Genomic DNA, 17,136 nt, shown 5'->3' on the forward strand with positions numbered 1-17,136 from the left:
GCGCTACTGCGCGCCGAGCTCCTTTTCGTGCGTAGTTTCCTCGGTGGTGACCAGCCGGCGGTAGGAGGCCAGCCGGGCGGCGGCCTGGGCGCCGGTGGATTCGTCGTCGGCCCAGGCCTGCAGCGCGCAGCCGGCCTCGCCGGCGGCGTGGGTGCAGCCGCGCGGGCAGCCGGTGGCGATGTCGGCCAGGTCCTCGAAGGCGGCCAGGATGTTCTCCGGGTCCACCAGGCCCAGCCCGAAGGAGCGGATGCCCGGGGTGTCGATCAGCCAGGAGCCGGGGGTCTCGCCCAGGCGCAGCGCGAGCGCGTTGGACGAGGTATGCCGCCCGCGCCCGGTCACGGCGTTGACGTGCCCGGTGGCGCGTTGCGCGCCGGTCAGCGCGTTGACCAGGGTGGACTTGCCCACCCCCGAATGGCCCAGCACCACCGAGACGCAGCCGGCGAGCAGGCTCTGCAGCTGCTCCAGTGCGGCGGCGTCCAGCCGGGCGCTGGCCCCGTCGGCGCTGCGCGCGTCGATGCCGGAGGCTTCCGCATCGGTGGTGCGCGAGATGACCACCGGCAGCTCCAGGCCCTCGTAGTGGGCCAGGAATTCGGCCGGGTCGGCGACGTCGGCCTTGGTCACGCAGAGCACCGGCTGGATGCCGGCGTCGTAGGCGGCGACCAGCGCGCGGTCCACGAAGCCGGTGCGGGGCTCCGGATTCGCCGCGGCGACCACGATGACCAGCTTGTCCACGTTGGCCACCACCACCCGCTCGGTGGCGTCGGTGTCGTCCGCGCTGCGGCGCAGCAGCGTGCTGCGCTCCTCGATGCGCACCAGCCGCGCCAGCGTGTCCGGCTTGCCGGAGGTGTCCCCGACCAGCGCGACCAGGTCCCCGGGCACGATGGCCTGGCGGCGCAGTTCGCGGGCGCGGGCGGCGATCACGATGCGCTCGGCCGGCGTGTCCTCGTCCAGGATCGCGGTGTAGCGGCCGCGGTCCACGGTGACGATGCGCCCGATCACTGCCTTTTCATGGGCCGGGCGGTCCTTGGTGCGCGGGCGCGAGCCCTTCTTGTTCGGGCGGACGCGGACCGAGGATTCATCGTAGTCGGAGTAGCGCATCAGCGGGCGCCCTGCTCTGCCGCTCCGGCGGCGGTGGCGGCCATCGCCGCCCACTGCGCCGGGAAGTCCGGCATGGTCTTGGAGGTGGTGGCGATGTCCGCGACGCGGATCCCGTCGACGGCCAGGCCCAGCAGGGCTCCGGCGGTGGCCATGCGGTGGTCCTCGTAGCTGTCAAGGTCCGCCGGGCGCAGCGCGCCCGGGGTGATCTCCAGCCCGTCCCCGGTCACCTGCACCTGCGCACCCACCTTGCCCAGCTCGGCCTGCAGCGCGGCCAGCCGGTCGGTCTCGTGCCCGCGCAGGTGCCCGATGCCGGTCAACCTGCTGGGGGAGTCGGCCAGCGCGCACAGCGCGGCCAGGGTCGGGGCGAGCTCGGAGGCGTCCGCGTAGTCGATCCCGCGGATCGGCCCGGTGCCGCGCACCGTGAGCACCGAATCGGCGCCCAGCGACACCTCGGCGCCCATGGCCGCAAGGATCTGCACCCACTTGCCGCCGACCTGGGTGGTCGCCGCAGGCCAGAACGGCACGCGCACCACGCCGCGGGTGGCCAGCGCGGCGGCCAGGAACGGCCCGGCGTTGGACAGGTCAGGTTCCACGGTGACGGTGAAGCCGGCGATCGGCCGCGGCTGCACGTGCCAGCCGCGCCCGTCCGCGTCGACCTCCAGCACCGCGCCGAGCTCGCGCAGCGTGGCCACGGTCATGGCGATGTGGTCCGGCGAGGCCAGCGGGCCCTGCGCGGCGCGCAGGCGCAGCCCGCCGGGCAGCGCCGGGCCGGCCAGCAGCAGCGCGGAGATGAACTGGGAGCTGGCCGACCCGTCGATCTGCACGGCGGCGCCGGCTTCCAGCTGCCGCGCGTCCATGGTGAAGGGCAGCATGCCTGGGGTGCCGTGGTAGGTGAAGATCACGCCCAGCTCGGCCAGGGCATCGAGCACCGGGGCCATCGGGCGCACGCGGGCGGCGGCGTCGCCGTCGAAGCGCGCCTGCGCGCCGGCCACCGCGGCCAGCGCCGGGACGAAGCGCATGACGGTGCCGGCCAGCCCGCACTGCACCTGAAGCGGCCCGGCGGACAGCCGCGCCGGGGGGACGACATGCACGGTGGTGGAGCCGTCGGCCTGCACGGTGCGCTCCAGCGCGACGCCGAAGGCCGCCAGCGCGTCGAGCATCAGTTCGGTGTCGCGGCTGATCAGGGTGTTGTGGATCGTGGAGGGGGAGGACGCCAGGGCGGCGAGGACCAGGTACCGGTTGGTCAGCGACTTGGAAGCCGGCACCAGGACCGTCGCGTCCAGCGGCGCGGCGGCGAAGGGGGCGGGCCACCACCGGGGCTCGACCGGATGCGAAGGGGTGGTTCCAGTGCTGGGTGCGGTGTTGATTGGGCTGATCCTAACTGTGAGGCCTGGTTGCTGCGGCGTCGGAGCACAAGATGTTCTGGCGCCTGCCGGGGCGTTCCTCGCCCCGTCCCGCCTGCTTAAATCCTAGCCGAGATCGGCGCGGGAATAAGGTTTGGACGCCGTTCGTTGAACCGAGTGTGACGACGATTGAAGACATCAGCACCGTGGCGGGCGCCGGCGGCGCAGTGCAGGGCACGCAGCGCCCGGGCCGCACCCTGCCCGGAAACTCCGCGCAGCGCGTAGACTCGAGGGCGATGACTAACGAGAGTGTGGACGCGAACCTTCCCGATGCGGGCGCCGAGTCCGAGGCGCAGCGCCGCGAGCGTTTCGAGCGGGACGCCCTGGTCTACGTGGACCAGCTGTATTCCGCCGCGCTGCGCATGGCGCGCAACCCGTCGGATGCCGAGGACCTGGTCCAAGAGGCCTACACGAAGGCGTATTCGGCCTTCCACCAGTACAAGCCCGGCACGAACCTCAAGGCCTGGCTGTACCGGATCCTGACCAACACCTACATCAACCTGTACCGCAAGCGCCAGCGCGAACCGCTGCGCACCAGCACGGACACGGTGGAGGACTGGCAGATGGCTCAGGCGATGGAGCATTCGCCCACGGGCCTGCGCTCGGCCGAGGTCGAGGCGCTGGACCACCTTCCGGATTCCGATGTGAAGGCGGCCCTGCAGTCCATTGGCGAGGATTTCCGCCTGGCGGTGTATTTCGTCGACGTCGAGGGCTTCAGCTACAAGGAAGCCTCGGAGATCCTCGGGGCGCCGATCGGCACGGTGATGTCGCGGCTGCACCGTGGACGCAAGCAACTGAGGGAACTGCTGGCGGACTACGCCGCAGAACGCGGAATCCAGGCGGCGGCCAAGCCCGCAGCCAAGGTCGATGGAGGGACGAAGTAAGATGGACTGCAATTCTTTGGGGGACTGCTCCGACGCGCGCATCGTGCGCATCTACGAGTACCTCGACGGCGCCCTCACCCTGGCCGACCTGAAAGAGGTCAAGGCCCATCTGGACCACTGCCCCGAGTGCACCGAGCAGTACGACCTGGAGTGCATCATCCGCTCGGTGGTGCGACGCAGCTGCCAGGAGCATGCCCCGGAGCAGCTCAAGGCGAACATCATCACCCGGATCTCGCAGATCAGGATCGAATCCGGCCACTAGCACCCGGCGCGCCACACCGGCGACCATGGAAAGAACCCCGTATCGCTCGAAATGCTTCGAGTGGTACGGGGTTCTTCGTCTGTTCGCTTCGCTTAGCTGTTTGGGCGCTTGCCGTGGTTGGCACCGCCACGCTTGCGATCGCGACGCTTACGAGCGCGCTTCGACATGGTGACTCCTAGAGGGATCATTACAAACTGCTCGATGGGTTTCGAGCCGACTAATAGTCTTTCACATTCCGGTGGCAAAAGCCTAACGGGCCCCGCGGACGCCGGGTCGCGCCGGGCGGTGCCGCTAGCCTGCGCTGGGCTCTGGCAGCTGCAGCCAGGAGTACCAGCCGCGGTGCAGCACCAGCCACGCCATCAGGCCGTAGCCGGCCTGGCCCGGCACGCCGCCGGAGGCGTTCAGGTCGGCGCGCCACTGCGCGTGGCTGCGCAGGGGAGCGAAGGTGTCCACGTAGTGGTGGTTGCGGCGCATGGCCACGTCCGCGTACACGCGGTTCAGCTCGGCCACGCGTTCGTTGCGCGCGTCGTCCAGCCCGGGGGCCGGGCCGACCAGCAGCGCCTTGATGTTCATCTGGGAGGCGGAATCGAGGATGTTGGCCAGGTTCAGGCGGCTGCGCGCGGTGCTGACGCCCAGGTCGACGTCGCGGTCCGACAGCGCGATCACCAGGCGGTTCTCGAACTGGTCGCTGAAACGGCGCGACGCCTCGCCCAGCCAGCGTTCGGCCAGCGCCTCGGAACCCTCGGCGGGAGCGGCGAGCACAAACGACTGCAGGCGCAGGGCCGGGTCCTGGGTGCGGGCCATGACGCGGCCGAACCAGCCCAGGCCGCGCGGGTCGCCGTGGCCTGCCAGAAGTTCGTCCCCGATTGCGGTAATCCGGATGGTGCGTAACTCCAACTTGGCGGCCTTTCGTTGGGTAAGGGTGGATCGTTGTCAACATTATCAGTGTTGCACTGCGTGCTCTGGGATGTCGTACCCCATTAAACACCTAGACCGGCGAACCCGGCTCCTGGAAAGGGAGCGCTGGTTCGCCGGTCGGGGATGCGCCGACGGCGCGGGTGGGCGCTAGCGGGCGAAGGCCTGCTGCATCAGCACCGCGTTCTCAGCCTCGTGGCGCTTGGCGGTGCCGGCCGAGGTGGCGGCCGATGCCGGACGCGAGACCAGGTTGATCTTCTGGTCCAGGTTCGGTGCCACGTACAGGCCGAAGAACGGCCATGGGCCCTGGTTCGCAGGCTCGTCCTGCACCCAGCTCGCGGTCGCGTTCGGGTACTCGGCCAGCTCGGCGGCGATCTGCTCGACCGGTGCCGGGTAGAGCTGCTCGACGCGGACGATCGCGGTCTTCGAGTCCCCGGCCTTGGTGCGTGCGGCCAGCAGGTCGTAGTACACGCGGCCCGAGCAGAGCAGCACCTTGTCCACGGCGTTCGCATCGGTGATCGAGGCGTCGCCGATCACTTCGCGGAAGCCGCCGCTGGTGAAGTCCTCCACGGCGCTGGCTGCGGCCTTCAGGCGCAGCAGCTGCTTCGGGGTGAACACGATCAGCGGCTTGCGCGGACGGGCGTAGGCCTGGCGGCGCAGCAGGTGGAAGTGGTTGGCGCCGGTGGACGGCTGGGCCACGACCATGTTGTTCTCCGCGCACAGCTGCAGGAAGCGCTCGATACGGGCCGAGGAGTGGTCCGGGCCCTGTCCCTCGTAGCCGTGCGGCAGCAGCATGACCAGCGAGGAGGACTGCGACCACTTCTGCTCGGCCGAGGAGATGAACTCGTCGATCACGGTCTGGGCGCCGTTGACGAAGTCGCCGAACTGCGCCTCCCACATGACCAGCGCGTCCGGGCGCTCCACGGAGTAGCCGTACTCGAAGCCCAGGGCCGCGTACTCGGAGAGCAGCGAGTCGTAGATCCACATCTGCGCCTGGTCCTCGGACAGGTTCTTCAGCGGGTACCACTCGTTGTCGTTCTCGCGGTCGTGGAAGACCGCGTGGCGCTGCACGAAGGTGCCGCGGCGCGAGTCCTGGCCCGCCAGGCGGACCGGCACGCCTTCCATGGACAGCGAGCCCAGGGCCGCCAGCTCGGCGAAGCCCCAGTCGATGCCGCCTTCGCGGGCCATCTTGGTGCGGCGCTCAAGCAGCGACTTCAGCTTGGTGTGCATCACGAAGCCCTCGGGGATCGCCGAGTGGGCGTCGCCGATGTGGGCCAGGGTCTGCGCGGAGATCGCCGACGGGCGGGCGCCGTCCATGGTGCCCTCGTCTGCGGCCTGGGCGAATGGCTTCTCCAGGTCGTTGATGGTCGAGCCCGGGGTGATGATCGGGATCGGCGAGGTCTGGGCGGCGTGGGTCTCGGCGAAGATGCGCTCCAGCGAGCCCTTGTACTCGGCCAGTGCGTTGTCGGCCTCTTCCTGCGTGATGTCGCCGCGGCCGACCAGGGCCTCGGTGTACAGCTTGCGGGTCGAGCGCTTGGCCTCGATCAGGTTGTACATGATCGGCTGGGTCATCGACGGGTCGTCGCCCTCGTTGTGGCCGCGGCGGCGGTAGCACATGAGGTCGATCACGACGTCCTTGCCGAACTTCTGGCGGTACTCGAAGGCCAGCTGGCCCACGTGCACCACTGCCTCCGGGTCGTCCCCGTTGACGTGGAAGATCGGGGCCTGCACGGTGCGGGCCACGTCGGAGGCGTAGACGGACGAACGCGAGGAGGTCGGCGCGGTGGTGAAGCCAATCTGGTTGTTCACGATCACGTGCACGGTGCCGCCGGTCTTGTAGCCCGGCAGCTGGCTCATTGCCAGCACCTCGGAAACCACACCCTGGCCGGCGAACGCGGCGTCGCCGTGCACCAGGATCGGCAGTACTGCGTTGCCCGAACCCAGGCGGTCCAGCTTGGCGCGGGTGATGCCCTCGAGCACCGGGTCCACTGCTTCCAGGTGCGACGGGTTGGCCGCCAGGTACACCTTGGTCTCGTTGCCGGCGTCCGAGGTGTAGGAGCCCTCGGTGCCCAGGTGGTACTTCACGTCGCCGGAGCCCTGGACGGAGCCCGGGGTGGCGGTGCCTTCGAATTCGCGGAAGACCTGTGCATAGGTCTTGCCGGCGATGTTGGTCAGCACGTTCAGGCGGCCGCGGTGGGCCATGCCGATCGCGACTTCGTCCAACTGGTCGTCGGCCGCGTCGGAGATGATGGCGTCCAGCAGCGGAATCAGCGATTCGCCGCCTTCCAGCGAGAAGCGCTTCTGGCCGACGAACTTGGTCTGCAGGAAGGTCTCGAAGGCCTCTGCGGAGTTCAGCTTGCTCAGGATGCGCAGCTGCTCTTCGCGGGTCGGCTTCGCGTAGCCGCGCTCCAGCTTGGCCTGGAACCACTCGCGCTCGACCGGGTTCTGCAGGTGCATGTACTCGGTGCCGATGGTGCGGCAGTAGGCGTCGCGCAGGATGCCCAGGATGTCGCGCAGCGGGGCGCGGTCCTGGCCGCCCAGGCCGCCGGAGATCCATTCGCGGTCCAGATCCCACAGGGTCAGGCCGTAGGACTTGATGTCCAGGTCCGGGTGCTTGCGCTGGACGTATTCCAGCGGGTTGGTGTCGGCCATCAGGTGGCCGCGCACGCGGTAGGAGTTGATCAGGTGCTGGATGCGGGCGACCTTGTTGACCTGCAGGTCGATGTCGACCTGGTTGTCCACGGCCCAGCGCACCGGCTCGTACGGGATGCGCAGCTGCTCGAAGATCTCGTCGTAGAAGCCCTGCTCGCCGAGCAGCAGGCTTTCCACCAGCTTCAGGAACTCGCCCGAACCGGCACCCTGGATGACGCGGTGGTCGTAGGTGGAGGTCAGGGTGATGTGCTTGCCGATGCCCATGCGGGCCACGGTGGTCTCGGCCGAGCCGCGGAACTCCGCCGGGTATTCCAGGGCGCCGACGCCGATGATGGCGGCCTGGCCCTTGGACAGGCGCGGCACCGAGTGCACGGTGCCGATGCCGCCGGGGTTGGTCAGCGAAACGGTGGTGCCGGCGTAGTCGTCCGCGGTCAGCTTGTTGGCGCGGGCGCGCTTGATCAGGTCTTCGTAGGTGGTCCAGAACTCGTTGAAGCTCAGGGTCTCCGCGGCCTTGATGTTCGGCACGGCCAGCATGCGGGTGCCGTCCGGCTTGGGCATGTCGATGGCGATGCCGAAGTTCACGTGCGCCGGCTGGATGGCGGTCGGCTTCTTGTCGATCACGTCGTAGGTGACGTTCATCGATGGGATCTGCTTCAGCGCACGGATCACGGCGAAGCCGATCAGGTGGGTGAAGGAGATCTTGCCGCCGCGGGCGCGCTTGAGGTGGTTGTTGATGACGATGCGGTTGTCGATCATCACCTTGGCCGGAACGGCGCGCACGGTGGTGGCGGTCGGCACGGTCAGGCTGGCGTCCATGTTGGTCGCGATGGCCTTCATCGGGCCGCGCAACGCGGTGCGCTTCTCCTCGCCGAACAGTTCGGTCGACGGGGTCGGCTTCGGTGCCTGGGCTGGAATGGGAGCAGTCTTCGGCGACGGCTCGGCCTTCTTGACAGGTGCTGCGGCTGCGGGTGCCGGCTCCGAGGCGCGGGCATCTGCGGCCGCGCGCGGTGCGCCCTTAACGGCTGGAGCGGGTGGTGCGGCGGCTGCCGGCTTCGACGCCGGTGCGGCCGGCGCCGACTTCTCCGCAGCGAGGGACTCGAAAATCTCCCACCACTTCTTGTCTACCGAGTTCTTGTCAACGAGATACTGTTCGAACAGCTCATCTACTAGCCATTCGTTTCCACCGAACTCTTCAGTAAGTCGGTGGTGTGCTTGCTCTGGCACGTGCAACGCCTCTTCCTTGATTTCTACGTTGTTCTAGCTTGAGCCGGTGGTCTGACGAGGACGTGATAGTGACCGCCGAACTCACTTTGATTTCTAGACCTGCCGACCAGTCTAGTAACTTTTCTACGCACTTGGCCACGGCACGTATCAAAACTCACGAAAGTGGTGCGAATGACAACCCGTTCATCGGCTCCGGGATACCGCTGGTCGCCTGAAGCGCGGAGTAATGCAGATTCCCCCGCCATTAGTTAGACTGAGTCGCACTATGGAATCACACTCTCCTAGCCGGCCCGACGCCCGTAGGCGCAGCGCCGGCCACGTCAGTCCATCTCCGACAAGTTCCGGCTCCGCATTGGAGCCTTCTAGTTGCCCCCTCACGGGCTTCGGGGAAATACCACCTCAATCATTGCGCGGGTGGAGATAACCACCCATGGAATGGCTTTACATACTTTTCGGCCTGCTGCTGATCCTCGGGACCGGCTTTTTCGTCGCCGTGGAATTCGCGCTGGTCGCACTCGACAAGAGCACCGTGCAGCAGGCCGTCGAAGCCGGCGAACGCGGCGCCAAGCCGCTGATGCAGTGCCTGACTTCCCTGTCCACGCAGCTGTCCAGCTGCCAGCTGGGCATCACCCTGACCACGCTGCTCACCGGCTACGTGCTCGAACCGTCATTGAGCAAGCTGCTGGCACCGCTGCTGGAAACCGTCGGCATCGCCGGCGCCAGCGCCACCACGATCTCGGTGGTAGTTTCCATGTTGATCGCCACGCTGCTGTCGATGCTCATCGGTGAACTGGTCCCCAAGAACCTGGCGATCGCCCAGGCCATGGCCGTGGGCAAGGTGCTGGCCCGTCCGCACCTGGTGTTCACCGCGGTCTTCAAGCCGGCCATCGTCGTGCTCAACGGTTTCTCCAACGCGGTGCTGCACCGCTTCTTCGGCATGGAGGCCAAGGAGGAGATCTCCGCGGCCCGTTCGTCGCAGGAACTGGCCTCGCTGGTGCGCCGTTCGGCGCAGCTTGGCACCCTGGATGTGCAGACCGCCCGCTTCGTGCAGTCCACCATCGAATTCTCCGAGCGCACCGCCGCGGATGTGATGACCCCGCGCACCTCGATGTCCACCATCGACTCCGAGGCGCCGCTGTCGGAGCTGATCGCGGTCAGCGCCGACACCGGCTTCTCCCGCTTCCCGGTCACCGAGGGCTCCAGCGACGAGATCCAGGGCGTCTGCCACATCAAGGCCGTCGTCTCGGTGCCGCGCGAACGCCGCGCCGCCCTGCAGGTGGGCGAATTCGCCCACGACGCGCTCTACGTCCCGGAAACCATCCACCTCGACGTGCTGCTGGAGCAGCTGCGCGAGGCCGAGTACCAGCTGGCCATCGTGATGGACGAATACGGCGGAACCGCCGGGCTGGTCACCCTGGAGGACCTGGTCGAGGAGATCGTCGGGCAGGTGTCCGACGAGCACGACGAGGACGAAGAGGAAGCTGTCACCCAGCCCGACGGCAAGTGGCTCTTCCCGGGCATGTACCGCCCGGACGAGGTCAACGAGCACGTGGGCAGCGAGGTCATCCCCGATGACGCCTCCTACGAAACCGTCGGCGGCTACATGCTCGCCGAGCTGGGCCGCATGGCCGAGCTGAACGACCAGGTCTCCACCGCGGCCGGCGTCTTCACGGTCACCGAGCTGGACGGGCGGCGCATTGCGCAGATCCGCTTCGAACCGGCGCCGCGGCAACAGGAGGAGGGCGAATGAGCGACGTCATGGGACTTCTCTGGCTGGTCATCCTGCTGGCATTCAACGCGTTCTTCGTCGCCGGCGAATTCGCGGTCATGTCCGCCCGCCGATCGCAGATCGAGCCGCTGGCCGAGGCCGGCAACAAGCGGGCCAAGGTGGCACTGTACGCGATGGAGCACGTGTCGATCATGCTGGCCGTGTGCCAGCTGGGCATCACGGTCTGCTCGCTGCTGATCCTGAACATCTCCGAACCGGCGATCCACCACCTGCTGGCCGAACCGCTGATGGCGCTGGGCCTGGCCGCCGCCGCGGCGGACACCGTCGCCTTCCTGATCGCGCTGATCGTGGTCACCTTCCTGCACGTGACCTTCGGCGAGATGGTGCCGAAGAACATCTCGGTCTCCGTGGCGGACAAGGCCGTGCTGCTGCTGGCCATGCCGCTGGTGGGCCTGTCCAAGGTGCTCAAGCCGATCACCGCGCTGCTCAACGGCGCGGCCAACCTGGTGCTGCATGCCTTCGGCGTCGAGCCAAAGGACGAGGTGGCCAGCTCCTACACGGCCGCCGAGGTGCGCACCATCATCCGCGCCTCCTCCGAGGAGGGCGCGCTGGAGAAGGACGACGCGCTGCGCCTGACCAAGGCGCTGGAGTTCTCCAGCGTCACCGCGAAGACCTGCATGGTGCCGCTGGAGGACCTGTTCACCCTTGAATGGGGCACCGCCACCGCGCGCGAATTCGAGAAGAAGGTCGGCAAGACCGGCTTCTCGCGTCTGCTGATCACCCGCGAGCAGATCCCGGTGGGCTACTGGCACGTGAAGGACGTGATGCTCATCGACGATGCGCATTCCACCGCCCCGCTGCGCGACCTGGACCTGCACCCGCTGGGCAAGCTGAAGCAGGACACCGAGATCGAGGACGCGCTGGAGACAATGCGCCAGGAGGGCAACCACCTTTCCGCGGTGGTCGACGACGCGGGCGCCACCCTGGGCGTGGTGTTCCTGGAGGACATCATCGAGGTGCTGGTGGGCGAGATCAGCGACTCCACCCGGAAGCGCGTGGCCCCGCCGCGCAGCAACCCCCAGGGCTGATCCCGCCGGTTCGGCCAGGCGCCCATTAAGCCTTCGGCCGACCGCGTATTGCGAATGACTCGCAACTGGTAGGATTAACTGCGGTACCGTTCCAGCGGTGCCGCAGTTTTTCATTCCCGCCCGAATCAGCGCCCGAAGGGGCGCCCCGGGCGGGGGACTCCGCATGCAGCACCTGCTTAGAAAGCCGCCCCGATGAGCCCTGCCCCGATCGTCACCTTCGAGAATGCGCGACTGGCCTATGGCCCCAGAGTCCTCTGGGAAGGCCTGGACCTGCAGGTGCAGCCGGGGGAGTTCCTGGCCGTGCTCGGGCCCAACGGCTCGGGCAAGACCAGCTTCATCAACACCATGCTGGGCACCACCGCGCTGGATGCCGGCAGGGTCTTCATCGACGGGGCCCCGGTGTGCCGGGGGTCGGACTCGGTGGGCCTGATCCCGCAGCAGCGGCCCTTCGGCGACAACGTGCCGCTGCGCGCCCGCGACCTGGTCGCGCTGGGCATCGACGGCACCAGGCCGGGCATCCGGCTGGCCCGCCGCGCGGTGCGCGCCAAGGTCGACGAGCTGCTGGAGCTGGTCGGCGCCGGCGGCTACGCCAACCGGGCGGTGTCGGACCTCTCCGGCGGCGAGCAGCAGCGGCTGCGCGCGGCCCAGGCGCTGGCCGGGGACCCCAAGGTGCTGCTGTGCGACGAGCCGCTGCTGTCCCTGGACCTGCACCACCAGCAGGCCATCAGCGAGGTCATCCACCACCAGGCCGTGCAGCGCGGCAGCGCGGTCATCTTCGTCACCCACGAGATCAACCCGATCCTGCCCTATGTCGACCGGGTGCTCTACCTCGCCGAAGGCCGCTTCCACCTGGGCAGCGTCGACGAGGTCATGCGCACCGAGGTGCTCAGCGAACTCTACGGCGCCCCGGTGCAGGTGCTGCGCGTGAACGGGCGCATCGTGGTGGTCAGCGGCGACGGCAACCGCGCCCTGCCGCCCGACGGCCACGACCACGCCGAGGACGCCGGCCCCGCCTCCGGTGCGCAGGGCGCCAACGGAAAGCAGGCCTGAACATGGACTTCGCAGACTTCATCGAGAAGGCGTTCAACTTCGAGGACTACGCGCTGCTGCTGCCGTTGGTCGGCAACTCGCTGGTCGCCGGCGCCGCGCTGGGCATCGTCGGCGGGCTGATCGGCATCTTCATTATGATGCGCGACATGGCCTTCGCCGTGCACGGCATCGCGGAACTGTCCTTCGCGGGTGCCGCCTTCGCCCTGCTGATCGGCGTGGACGTGGTCACCGGCTCGGTCTTCGGATCGCTCATCGCGGCGCTGATCCTCGGGGTGCTGGGCACCCGGGCGCGCGACCGCAACTCGATCACCGGGGTGCTGATGCCCTTCGGCCTGGGCCTGGGCATCTTGTTCCTCTCGCTCTACGAGGGGCGCAGCGCCAACAAGTTCGGCCTGCTCACCGGCCAGATCGTCGCGGTTGACGACGTGCAGCTGGGCGGCATGCTGATGCTCAGCGCGGTGGTGGTGCTGGCGCTGGCGCTGATCTGGCGGCCGCTGACCTTCGCCAGCGCCGACCCGGTCGTGGCCAATGCGCGCGGCGTGCGCACCGCGGGGCTGTCGATCATCTTCATGATGGTGCTGGCCCTTGCCGTCGCGGTGACCATCCAGGTGGTCGGCGCGCTGCTGGTGCTCGCGCTGCTGATCACCCCGGCCGCCGCGGCCATGCGCGTGAGCTCCAATCCGGTGCTCACCGTCATCCTCTCGGTGCTGTTCGCCGAGCTGGCAGTGGTCGGCGGAATCCTGCTGGCGCTGGCCGGCTCGCTGCCGATCAGCCCCTATGTCACCACCATCTCCTTCGTGATCTACCTGGTCTGCCGGGGGATCGAGGCGGTGCGCTCCCCGCGCCGCCACCAGGTCTAGCGCTTCGCCTGCCCGGCGCCGGAACTATGGGCGGGCGTACGGCGCGGACTCAGCGGGCTCATAGCCGGGACCCGTAACGTAGTAGGTACCTCAAAAGGTGCGAGTGATGATTCAACCGCGGCCCCGTCAGTCTTGTGACGGGGCCGCGGTTGGTTTAAGCGCGCAGCCGCCTAGCCGTCCCGCGTGGCCTGGGCCAACGTCCTTGGCAGGGACCGCAGCGCCGGCGCCCTCTGGCCCGTGCCGCGACTGGCCTGCGCCCGCGTCAGGCGCTCGGGCCTTCGCCGTTCGGCTTCGAGGCGGGCTACGGCGGCCAGCCGGGCCGACACGATCGACAACGCTTCTTCGAACGCCTCGGCCCGATGCCGGAACTTGCCGCCCTTGGGATGCGAGGCGCCGCGGGCACACTGATCGGCGGCCGCGGCCTTGCGGCGGTAGTTCCTGGTGTGCTTGTTCCTGGCCTGGCGAACCCGGCGGTGCAGTGCCAGCAGATCCTCTTCGCCCAGCGCTCCCAGCCGAGCCGGCTGGAGCTCCCGGTTCAAATCCTGCTCCGATTCCTTCAAGCCCCGCAAGTAGTTCTCCATGCTGCCTTCTCCTTGCCAGGGCTTATCCCCGGTGCAGGGGTTGCGAGGTCGTGGATCCAAACTATTGCCCGCCGTCCGGCCAGCAACGCGGGTATGCCCGCGCCGGGCGCGGATCCGGAAGATGGGTATTTGCTGGGAACCAGCTGCCGATGTTAGAGCGGGCGCGGCACTCATTGCTACGGTGTCAGCAACCGATGAAAGGAGCACCGACATGGAGAACAACGCGAATTTTCCGAACCACGGCGATGCCGTGCAGCCCCAGTCAGGTGAGGACCAGGCGGCCGCAGCCGAGCGGGACCACCTGTCCGATCCGGCTCGCAACGACGAGGTCGGCCACGACTGGACCGACGAAGGCGGCGCCACGCCCGACGGCCCCGCGACCGAGGGGAACGAGGAGCGCTAGTTCCCCGCCTTGGCACCTCGCGCCAGCCCCCGCACGGTTCCCCCCCATCGACGCACAGCGCCGTGGCGAATCGCCCGGGGGCTTTGCCGCATCCAGGGCCCGATCCGCCGGCGGCGCTCCTGCCCGGCACCGTGCGGAATGCCGGGAGAGGCTTCACGCAACGCCTGCCGTGCGCCCGCTGGGACCCGCGCCGGCCGGGCCTCGGCGGCTCCGGACCCGATAAGCCCTAGTTGCCGGCTTCGCGGCAGGCGGCGCAGGTGCCGTAGATCTCCACGGTGTGCTCGGGGTCGGTGAAGCCGTTCTCCGCCGCGATCCGCGCGGCCCAGCGCTCCACGGAGGGGGCGAGCACCTCCACGGTCTTGGAGCACACGCGGCAGATCAGGTGGTGGTGGTGCGCCTCGGTGATGCAGCGGCGGAAGCGGGCCTCGCCGTCGGCGCTGCGCAGCACGTCGACCAGGCCGTCGTCGGACATGGACTGCAGCAGCCGGTACACCGTGGCCAGCGAGACCTTCTTCTGCGCCTCCTGCAGCCAACGGTGCAGCTCCTGGGCAGTCGCGAAGTCGTCGACCTGTTCCAGCGCCTCCTCCACCGCGACCCGCTGCTTGGTGATCCGGGTTTCGGGCTGTGCCATGGCCGTGCACCATTCCTCTGATGTGGGTTGTTCGTGGTTGCCGCGCCGGCCTGCGGGTGTCGAATCGACCCCAGCCACCGGCGGTTTAACCCAATTTTAGCCAACTTTGGGCCGCAGGGCGTGTCTGGTGGTGGCACGGTACGCCGCCGGAGCCTACGCTAAGGACATGCGTATCACATCCAGAGGGCATTCGTGCCTGGAACTGAGCACCGTCGACGGGTCGCTGCTGCTGGACCCGGGATCCTTCAGCGATCTGGCCGGTGCGTTCGAGAACAAGAACGCGGTGCTCATCACCCACCAGCACCCGGACCACGCCGACCACCAGGCCCTGGCGGCAGCGCTGGGCGCGAACCCGGTGCTCCAGGTGTACGCGCCGGCCGGGCTGGCCGCCGCGCTGCGCACCGAACTGCCCGCGGCCCGCCGCGCCCAGGTGCACACCGTGCACGAGGGCATGGACTTCATCGTCGGCGGGATCCGGGTGCGCACCTTCGGCGGCACCCACGCCACCATCCACCATTCGATCGACCCGGTCGCCAACGTGGGCTACCTGGTGGGCGACGCCGCCGTGGGGCGGGTGCAGGTCTTCCACCCCGGGGACAGCTACCAGGTTCCGGTCGGCGTGCGCCCGGACGTGCTGCTGCTGCCGGTCATGGGCCCCTGGGGCAAGATGGCCGAGGCCGCGGACTTCGCGGTGGCGGTCGGCGCCCCGGTCTGGGTGCCGATCCACGACGGGCTGCTCAATGCCCGCGGCACCGGGCTGTTCGACCGCCAGCTCGGCGCGATCGCTGCGCACCACGGGGCGAGCTACCAGCGCCTGGAGCCGCGGACCGAGTACCGCGCCGCCGAACTGCTGGCCGCGGCGGAAACTTCGCAGACCGACGCCGGCACCGTGGAGGGGCACGCATGAACCCGCTGATTTCCGCCGCCTCGCTGGCCGCGCTGCTCCAGGCTCCCGGCCCGGACCCGGTGCTGCTGGACGTGCGCTGGTCGCTGGGCCGCAGCGACGGGCGCGAGCTCTACGCCGCCGGGCACATCCCCGGCGCGGTCTTCGTCGACCTGGAACGCGAGCTGTCCTCGGCCCCGGGCCCCGGAACCGGCCGCCATCCGCTGCCGCTGCCGGCCGATTTCGAAGCCGCCGCCCGGCGCTGGGGCGTCAACCAGGACTCGCAGGTCGTGGTGTACGACGATTCCGGCGCGCTGGCCGCCGCCCGCGCCTGGTGGCTGCTGCGCCACGCCGGCTTCGAGAACGCGGTGGTGCTGGACGGGGGACTGGAAGCCTATTCCTCGCTGCCCGGCACCGCGCTGGCCACCGGGGAGCAGACCAACGCCCCGGGCCGGGTCACCCTGTCCTGGGGGCGCATGCCGGTCATCGAGTTCGACCAGCTGGCAGGTTTCAGCGGCACGCTGATCGACTCGCGCGCCACCGCCAGGTACCTGGGCATCGAGGAGCCGATCGACCCGGTCGCCGGCCACATCCCGGGCGCCCGGAACCGGCCGACCACCGACAACCTGGACTCGCAGGCGCGCTTCCTGCCCGCCGCGGTGCTGCGCGCCGACTTCGCCAAGCTCGGCGCTGACACCGGCGATGCGGCCGCGTACTGCGGCTCGGGCATCACCGCCGCCCACCAGGTGCTCGCCGCGCACGCCGCCGGGATCCGGCTGGCGCTCTACCCGGGCAGCTGGTCCGAGTACTGCTCGCATCCCGAGGCCCCGGTCGCCACCAGCGACGAGCAGCACCGCCACTAGTTTTCCGCGCGGCGCGCCCCGCCGAGGGCCGCCGCGCGCCCGCAACCGCCCGCCGCCGCGGGCAGAAAGGCAGCCCATGAGTACGCTGTTCACCAAAATCATCAACGGCGAGATCCCCGGCCGCTTCGTCTGGTCCGATGCGCAGTGCGTCGGCTTCCTGTCGATCGGCCCGCTGTCCGACGGCCACACCCTGGTGGTGCCGCGCGCGGAGATCAACGAGTTCACCGACGCGCCCGACGAGCTCGTCGCCCACCTGACCCTGGTCGCCACGAGGATCGGCCGCACCCAGAAGCGCGTGTTCAACGCCGCCCGCGCCGGGCTGATGATCGCCGGCTTCGAGGTCCCGCACCTGCACGTGCACGTCTGGCCGACCAACTCGCTGGCCGACTTCGATCTGGCCAACGCCGCGGTGAACCCGGACCCGGCGCAGCTGGACGCGAACGCGCAGGCGCTGCGCGACGGGCTGCGCGCCGACGGCCATTCGGAATTCGTCCCGGCCGACTAGCGCCGCCAGGCCACCGGGCTCAAGAACGCCGAATGCCCGCCGGAAACGACCATGCAGGTCGGATCCGGCGGGCATTGCCCTGCCCCTGCCCCTGGCACGGGTCGG

17 protein-coding genes are annotated in these 17,136 nt (G+C 69.1%); 10 read left to right on the forward strand and 7 right to left on the reverse strand.

Going from position 1 to position 17,136, the window contains the following annotated elements:
• Positions 1-3: 3 nt before the first annotated feature.
• Together rsgA and aroA are read right to left on the reverse strand one after the other, a co-directional pair.
• Positions 4-1,098, reverse strand: a complete 1,095-nt coding sequence (gene rsgA / locus IEY43_RS10695) for a ribosome small subunit-dependent GTPase A (protein ID WP_188948589.1) — start codon at positions 1,096-1,098, stop codon at positions 4-6.
• Positions 1,098-2,465, reverse strand: coding sequence for a 3-phosphoshikimate 1-carboxyvinyltransferase (gene aroA, locus IEY43_RS10700; protein WP_188948678.1), 1,368 nt, complete (start codon positions 2,463-2,465; stop codon positions 1,098-1,100). Before aroA ends, rsgA begins: the two co-directional genes overlap by 1 nt.
• A gap of 272 nt (positions 2,466-2,737) precedes the next feature.
• On the opposite strand from aroA, the gene IEY43_RS10705 reads away from it, so the two are divergent.
• A complete protein-coding gene (locus tag IEY43_RS10705; RefSeq protein WP_188948679.1) occupies positions 2,738-3,385 on the forward strand; it encodes a sigma-70 family RNA polymerase sigma factor in 648 nt (215 codons plus the stop codon).
• Between the two features lies 1 nt (position 3,386).
• Positions 3,387-3,647, forward strand: coding sequence for a mycothiol system anti-sigma-R factor (rsrA, locus tag IEY43_RS10710; RefSeq protein WP_113607932.1), 261 nt, complete (start codon positions 3,387-3,389; stop codon positions 3,645-3,647).
• A gap of 92 nt (positions 3,648-3,739) precedes the next feature.
• Here the strand turns inward: rsrA and IEY43_RS18505 are convergent, their stop codons facing one another.
• The 3 genes from IEY43_RS18505 to IEY43_RS10720 form a co-directional block, all read right to left on the reverse strand.
• Positions 3,740-3,814, reverse strand: coding sequence for a 50S ribosomal protein bL37 (locus tag IEY43_RS18505; RefSeq protein ID WP_369299107.1), 75 nt, complete (start codon positions 3,812-3,814; stop codon positions 3,740-3,742).
• Positions 3,815-3,938: 124 nt separating this feature from the next.
• Positions 3,939-4,544: a GDSL-type esterase/lipase family protein gene (locus IEY43_RS10715; protein ID WP_188948590.1), complete on the reverse strand. Its 606-nt coding sequence runs from the start codon at positions 4,542-4,544 to the stop codon at positions 3,939-3,941.
• A 168-nt stretch (positions 4,545-4,712) separates the two neighbouring features.
• Positions 4,713-8,438 (reverse strand): multifunctional oxoglutarate decarboxylase/oxoglutarate dehydrogenase thiamine pyrophosphate-binding subunit/dihydrolipoyllysine-residue succinyltransferase subunit, encoded by a 3,726-nt coding sequence (locus IEY43_RS10720; RefSeq protein WP_188948591.1) that lies wholly within the window; start codon positions 8,436-8,438, stop codon positions 4,713-4,715.
• A gap of 430 nt (positions 8,439-8,868) precedes the next feature.
• On the opposite strand from IEY43_RS10720, the gene IEY43_RS10725 reads away from it, so the two are divergent.
• The 4 genes from IEY43_RS10725 (at position 8,869) to IEY43_RS10740 (ending at position 13,165) form a co-directional block, all read left to right on the forward strand.
• Positions 8,869-10,188 (forward strand): hemolysin family protein, encoded by a 1,320-nt coding sequence (locus tag IEY43_RS10725; RefSeq protein ID WP_188948592.1) that lies wholly within the window; start codon positions 8,869-8,871, stop codon positions 10,186-10,188.
• Positions 10,185-11,255 carry a hemolysin family protein gene (locus IEY43_RS10730; RefSeq protein WP_188948593.1) on the forward strand — a complete coding sequence of 357 codons (1,071 nt, stop codon included), beginning with the start codon at positions 10,185-10,187 and terminating at the stop codon, positions 11,253-11,255. The genes IEY43_RS10725 and IEY43_RS10730 overlap by 4 nt, the downstream gene beginning before the upstream one ends.
• A 192-nt stretch (positions 11,256-11,447) precedes the next feature.
• Positions 11,448-12,305, forward strand: coding sequence for a metal ABC transporter ATP-binding protein (locus IEY43_RS10735; protein WP_188948594.1), 858 nt, complete (start codon positions 11,448-11,450; stop codon positions 12,303-12,305).
• A 2-nt stretch (positions 12,306-12,307) separates the two neighbouring features.
• Positions 12,308-13,165, forward strand: a complete 858-nt coding sequence (locus IEY43_RS10740) for a metal ABC transporter permease (RefSeq protein WP_188948595.1) — start codon at positions 12,308-12,310, stop codon at positions 13,163-13,165.
• A gap of 170 nt (positions 13,166-13,335) precedes the next feature.
• On the opposite strand, the gene IEY43_RS10745 is transcribed toward IEY43_RS10740, so the two are convergent.
• Positions 13,336-13,746 (reverse strand): hypothetical protein, encoded by a 411-nt coding sequence (locus IEY43_RS10745; RefSeq protein ID WP_188948596.1) that lies wholly within the window; start codon positions 13,744-13,746, stop codon positions 13,336-13,338.
• 211 nt (positions 13,747-13,957) lie between these two features.
• On the opposite strand from IEY43_RS10745, the gene IEY43_RS10750 reads away from it, so the two are divergent.
• The gene (locus IEY43_RS10750) at positions 13,958-14,149 is read left to right on the forward strand and encodes a hypothetical protein (RefSeq protein ID WP_188948682.1); all 192 of its coding nucleotides are present in this window, start codon (positions 13,958-13,960) and stop codon (positions 14,147-14,149) included.
• 226 nt (positions 14,150-14,375) lie between these two features.
• Here IEY43_RS10750 and IEY43_RS10755 read toward each other — a convergent pair whose 3' ends face one another.
• Positions 14,376-14,780 carry a Fur family transcriptional regulator gene (locus tag IEY43_RS10755; protein ID WP_188948597.1) on the reverse strand — a complete coding sequence of 135 codons (405 nt, stop codon included), beginning with the start codon at positions 14,778-14,780 and terminating at the stop codon, positions 14,376-14,378.
• A 166-nt stretch (positions 14,781-14,946) separates the two neighbouring features.
• On the opposite strand from IEY43_RS10755, the gene IEY43_RS10760 reads away from it, so the two are divergent.
• The 3 genes from IEY43_RS10760 to IEY43_RS10770 all read left to right on the forward strand — a co-directional run bounded on the left by IEY43_RS10760 (position 14,947) and on the right by IEY43_RS10770 (position 17,031).
• The gene (locus tag IEY43_RS10760) at positions 14,947-15,687 is read left to right on the forward strand and encodes an MBL fold metallo-hydrolase (protein WP_188948598.1); all 741 of its coding nucleotides are present in this window, start codon (positions 14,947-14,949) and stop codon (positions 15,685-15,687) included.
• Complete coding sequence (locus IEY43_RS10765; RefSeq protein ID WP_188948599.1) at positions 15,684-16,526, forward strand: sulfurtransferase; 843 nt, start codon at positions 15,684-15,686, stop codon at positions 16,524-16,526. Before IEY43_RS10760 ends, IEY43_RS10765 begins: the two co-directional genes overlap by 4 nt.
• A gap of 76 nt (positions 16,527-16,602) precedes the next feature.
• On the forward strand, positions 16,603-17,031 hold the full coding sequence (locus IEY43_RS10770) for an HIT family protein (RefSeq protein ID WP_188948600.1): 429 nt from the start codon (positions 16,603-16,605) through the stop codon (positions 17,029-17,031).
• The last annotated feature ends 105 nt before the right edge of the window (positions 17,032-17,136 follow it).

Origin of the sequence: Glutamicibacter protophormiae, assembly GCF_014647495.1 — a bacterium.
In the GTDB taxonomy this organism is placed as follows: domain Bacteria; phylum Actinomycetota; class Actinomycetes; order Actinomycetales; family Micrococcaceae; genus Glutamicibacter; species Glutamicibacter protophormiae.

Bases quoted from the DNA above. Each gene is read 5' to 3' on its own strand.
- rsgA (WP_188948589.1), bottom strand. From the start codon at position 1,098: ATGCGCTACTCCGACTACGATGAATCCTCGGTCCGCGTCCGCCCGAAC.
- IEY43_RS10705 (WP_188948679.1), top strand. From the start codon at position 2,738: ATGACTAACGAGAGTGTGGACGCGAACCTTCCCGATGCGGGCGCCGAG.
- rsrA (WP_113607932.1), top strand. From the start codon at position 3,387: ATGGACTGCAATTCTTTGGGGGACTGCTCCGACGCGCGCATCGTGCGC.
- IEY43_RS10725 (WP_188948592.1), top strand. From the start codon at position 8,869: ATGGAATGGCTTTACATACTTTTCGGCCTGCTGCTGATCCTCGGGACC.
- IEY43_RS10730 (WP_188948593.1), top strand. From the start codon at position 10,185: ATGAGCGACGTCATGGGACTTCTCTGGCTGGTCATCCTGCTGGCATTC.
- IEY43_RS10735 (WP_188948594.1), top strand. From the start codon at position 11,448: ATGAGCCCTGCCCCGATCGTCACCTTCGAGAATGCGCGACTGGCCTAT.
- IEY43_RS10740 (WP_188948595.1), top strand. From the start codon at position 12,308: ATGGACTTCGCAGACTTCATCGAGAAGGCGTTCAACTTCGAGGACTAC.
- IEY43_RS10745 (WP_188948596.1), bottom strand. From the start codon at position 13,746: ATGGAGAACTACTTGCGGGGCTTGAAGGAATCGGAGCAGGATTTGAAC.
- IEY43_RS10750 (WP_188948682.1), top strand. From the start codon at position 13,958: ATGGAGAACAACGCGAATTTTCCGAACCACGGCGATGCCGTGCAGCCC.
- IEY43_RS10755 (WP_188948597.1), bottom strand. From the start codon at position 14,780: ATGGCACAGCCCGAAACCCGGATCACCAAGCAGCGGGTCGCGGTGGAG.
- IEY43_RS10760 (WP_188948598.1), top strand. From the start codon at position 14,947: ATGCGTATCACATCCAGAGGGCATTCGTGCCTGGAACTGAGCACCGTC.
- IEY43_RS10765 (WP_188948599.1), top strand. From the start codon at position 15,684: ATGAACCCGCTGATTTCCGCCGCCTCGCTGGCCGCGCTGCTCCAGGCT.
- IEY43_RS10770 (WP_188948600.1), top strand. From the start codon at position 16,603: ATGAGTACGCTGTTCACCAAAATCATCAACGGCGAGATCCCCGGCCGC.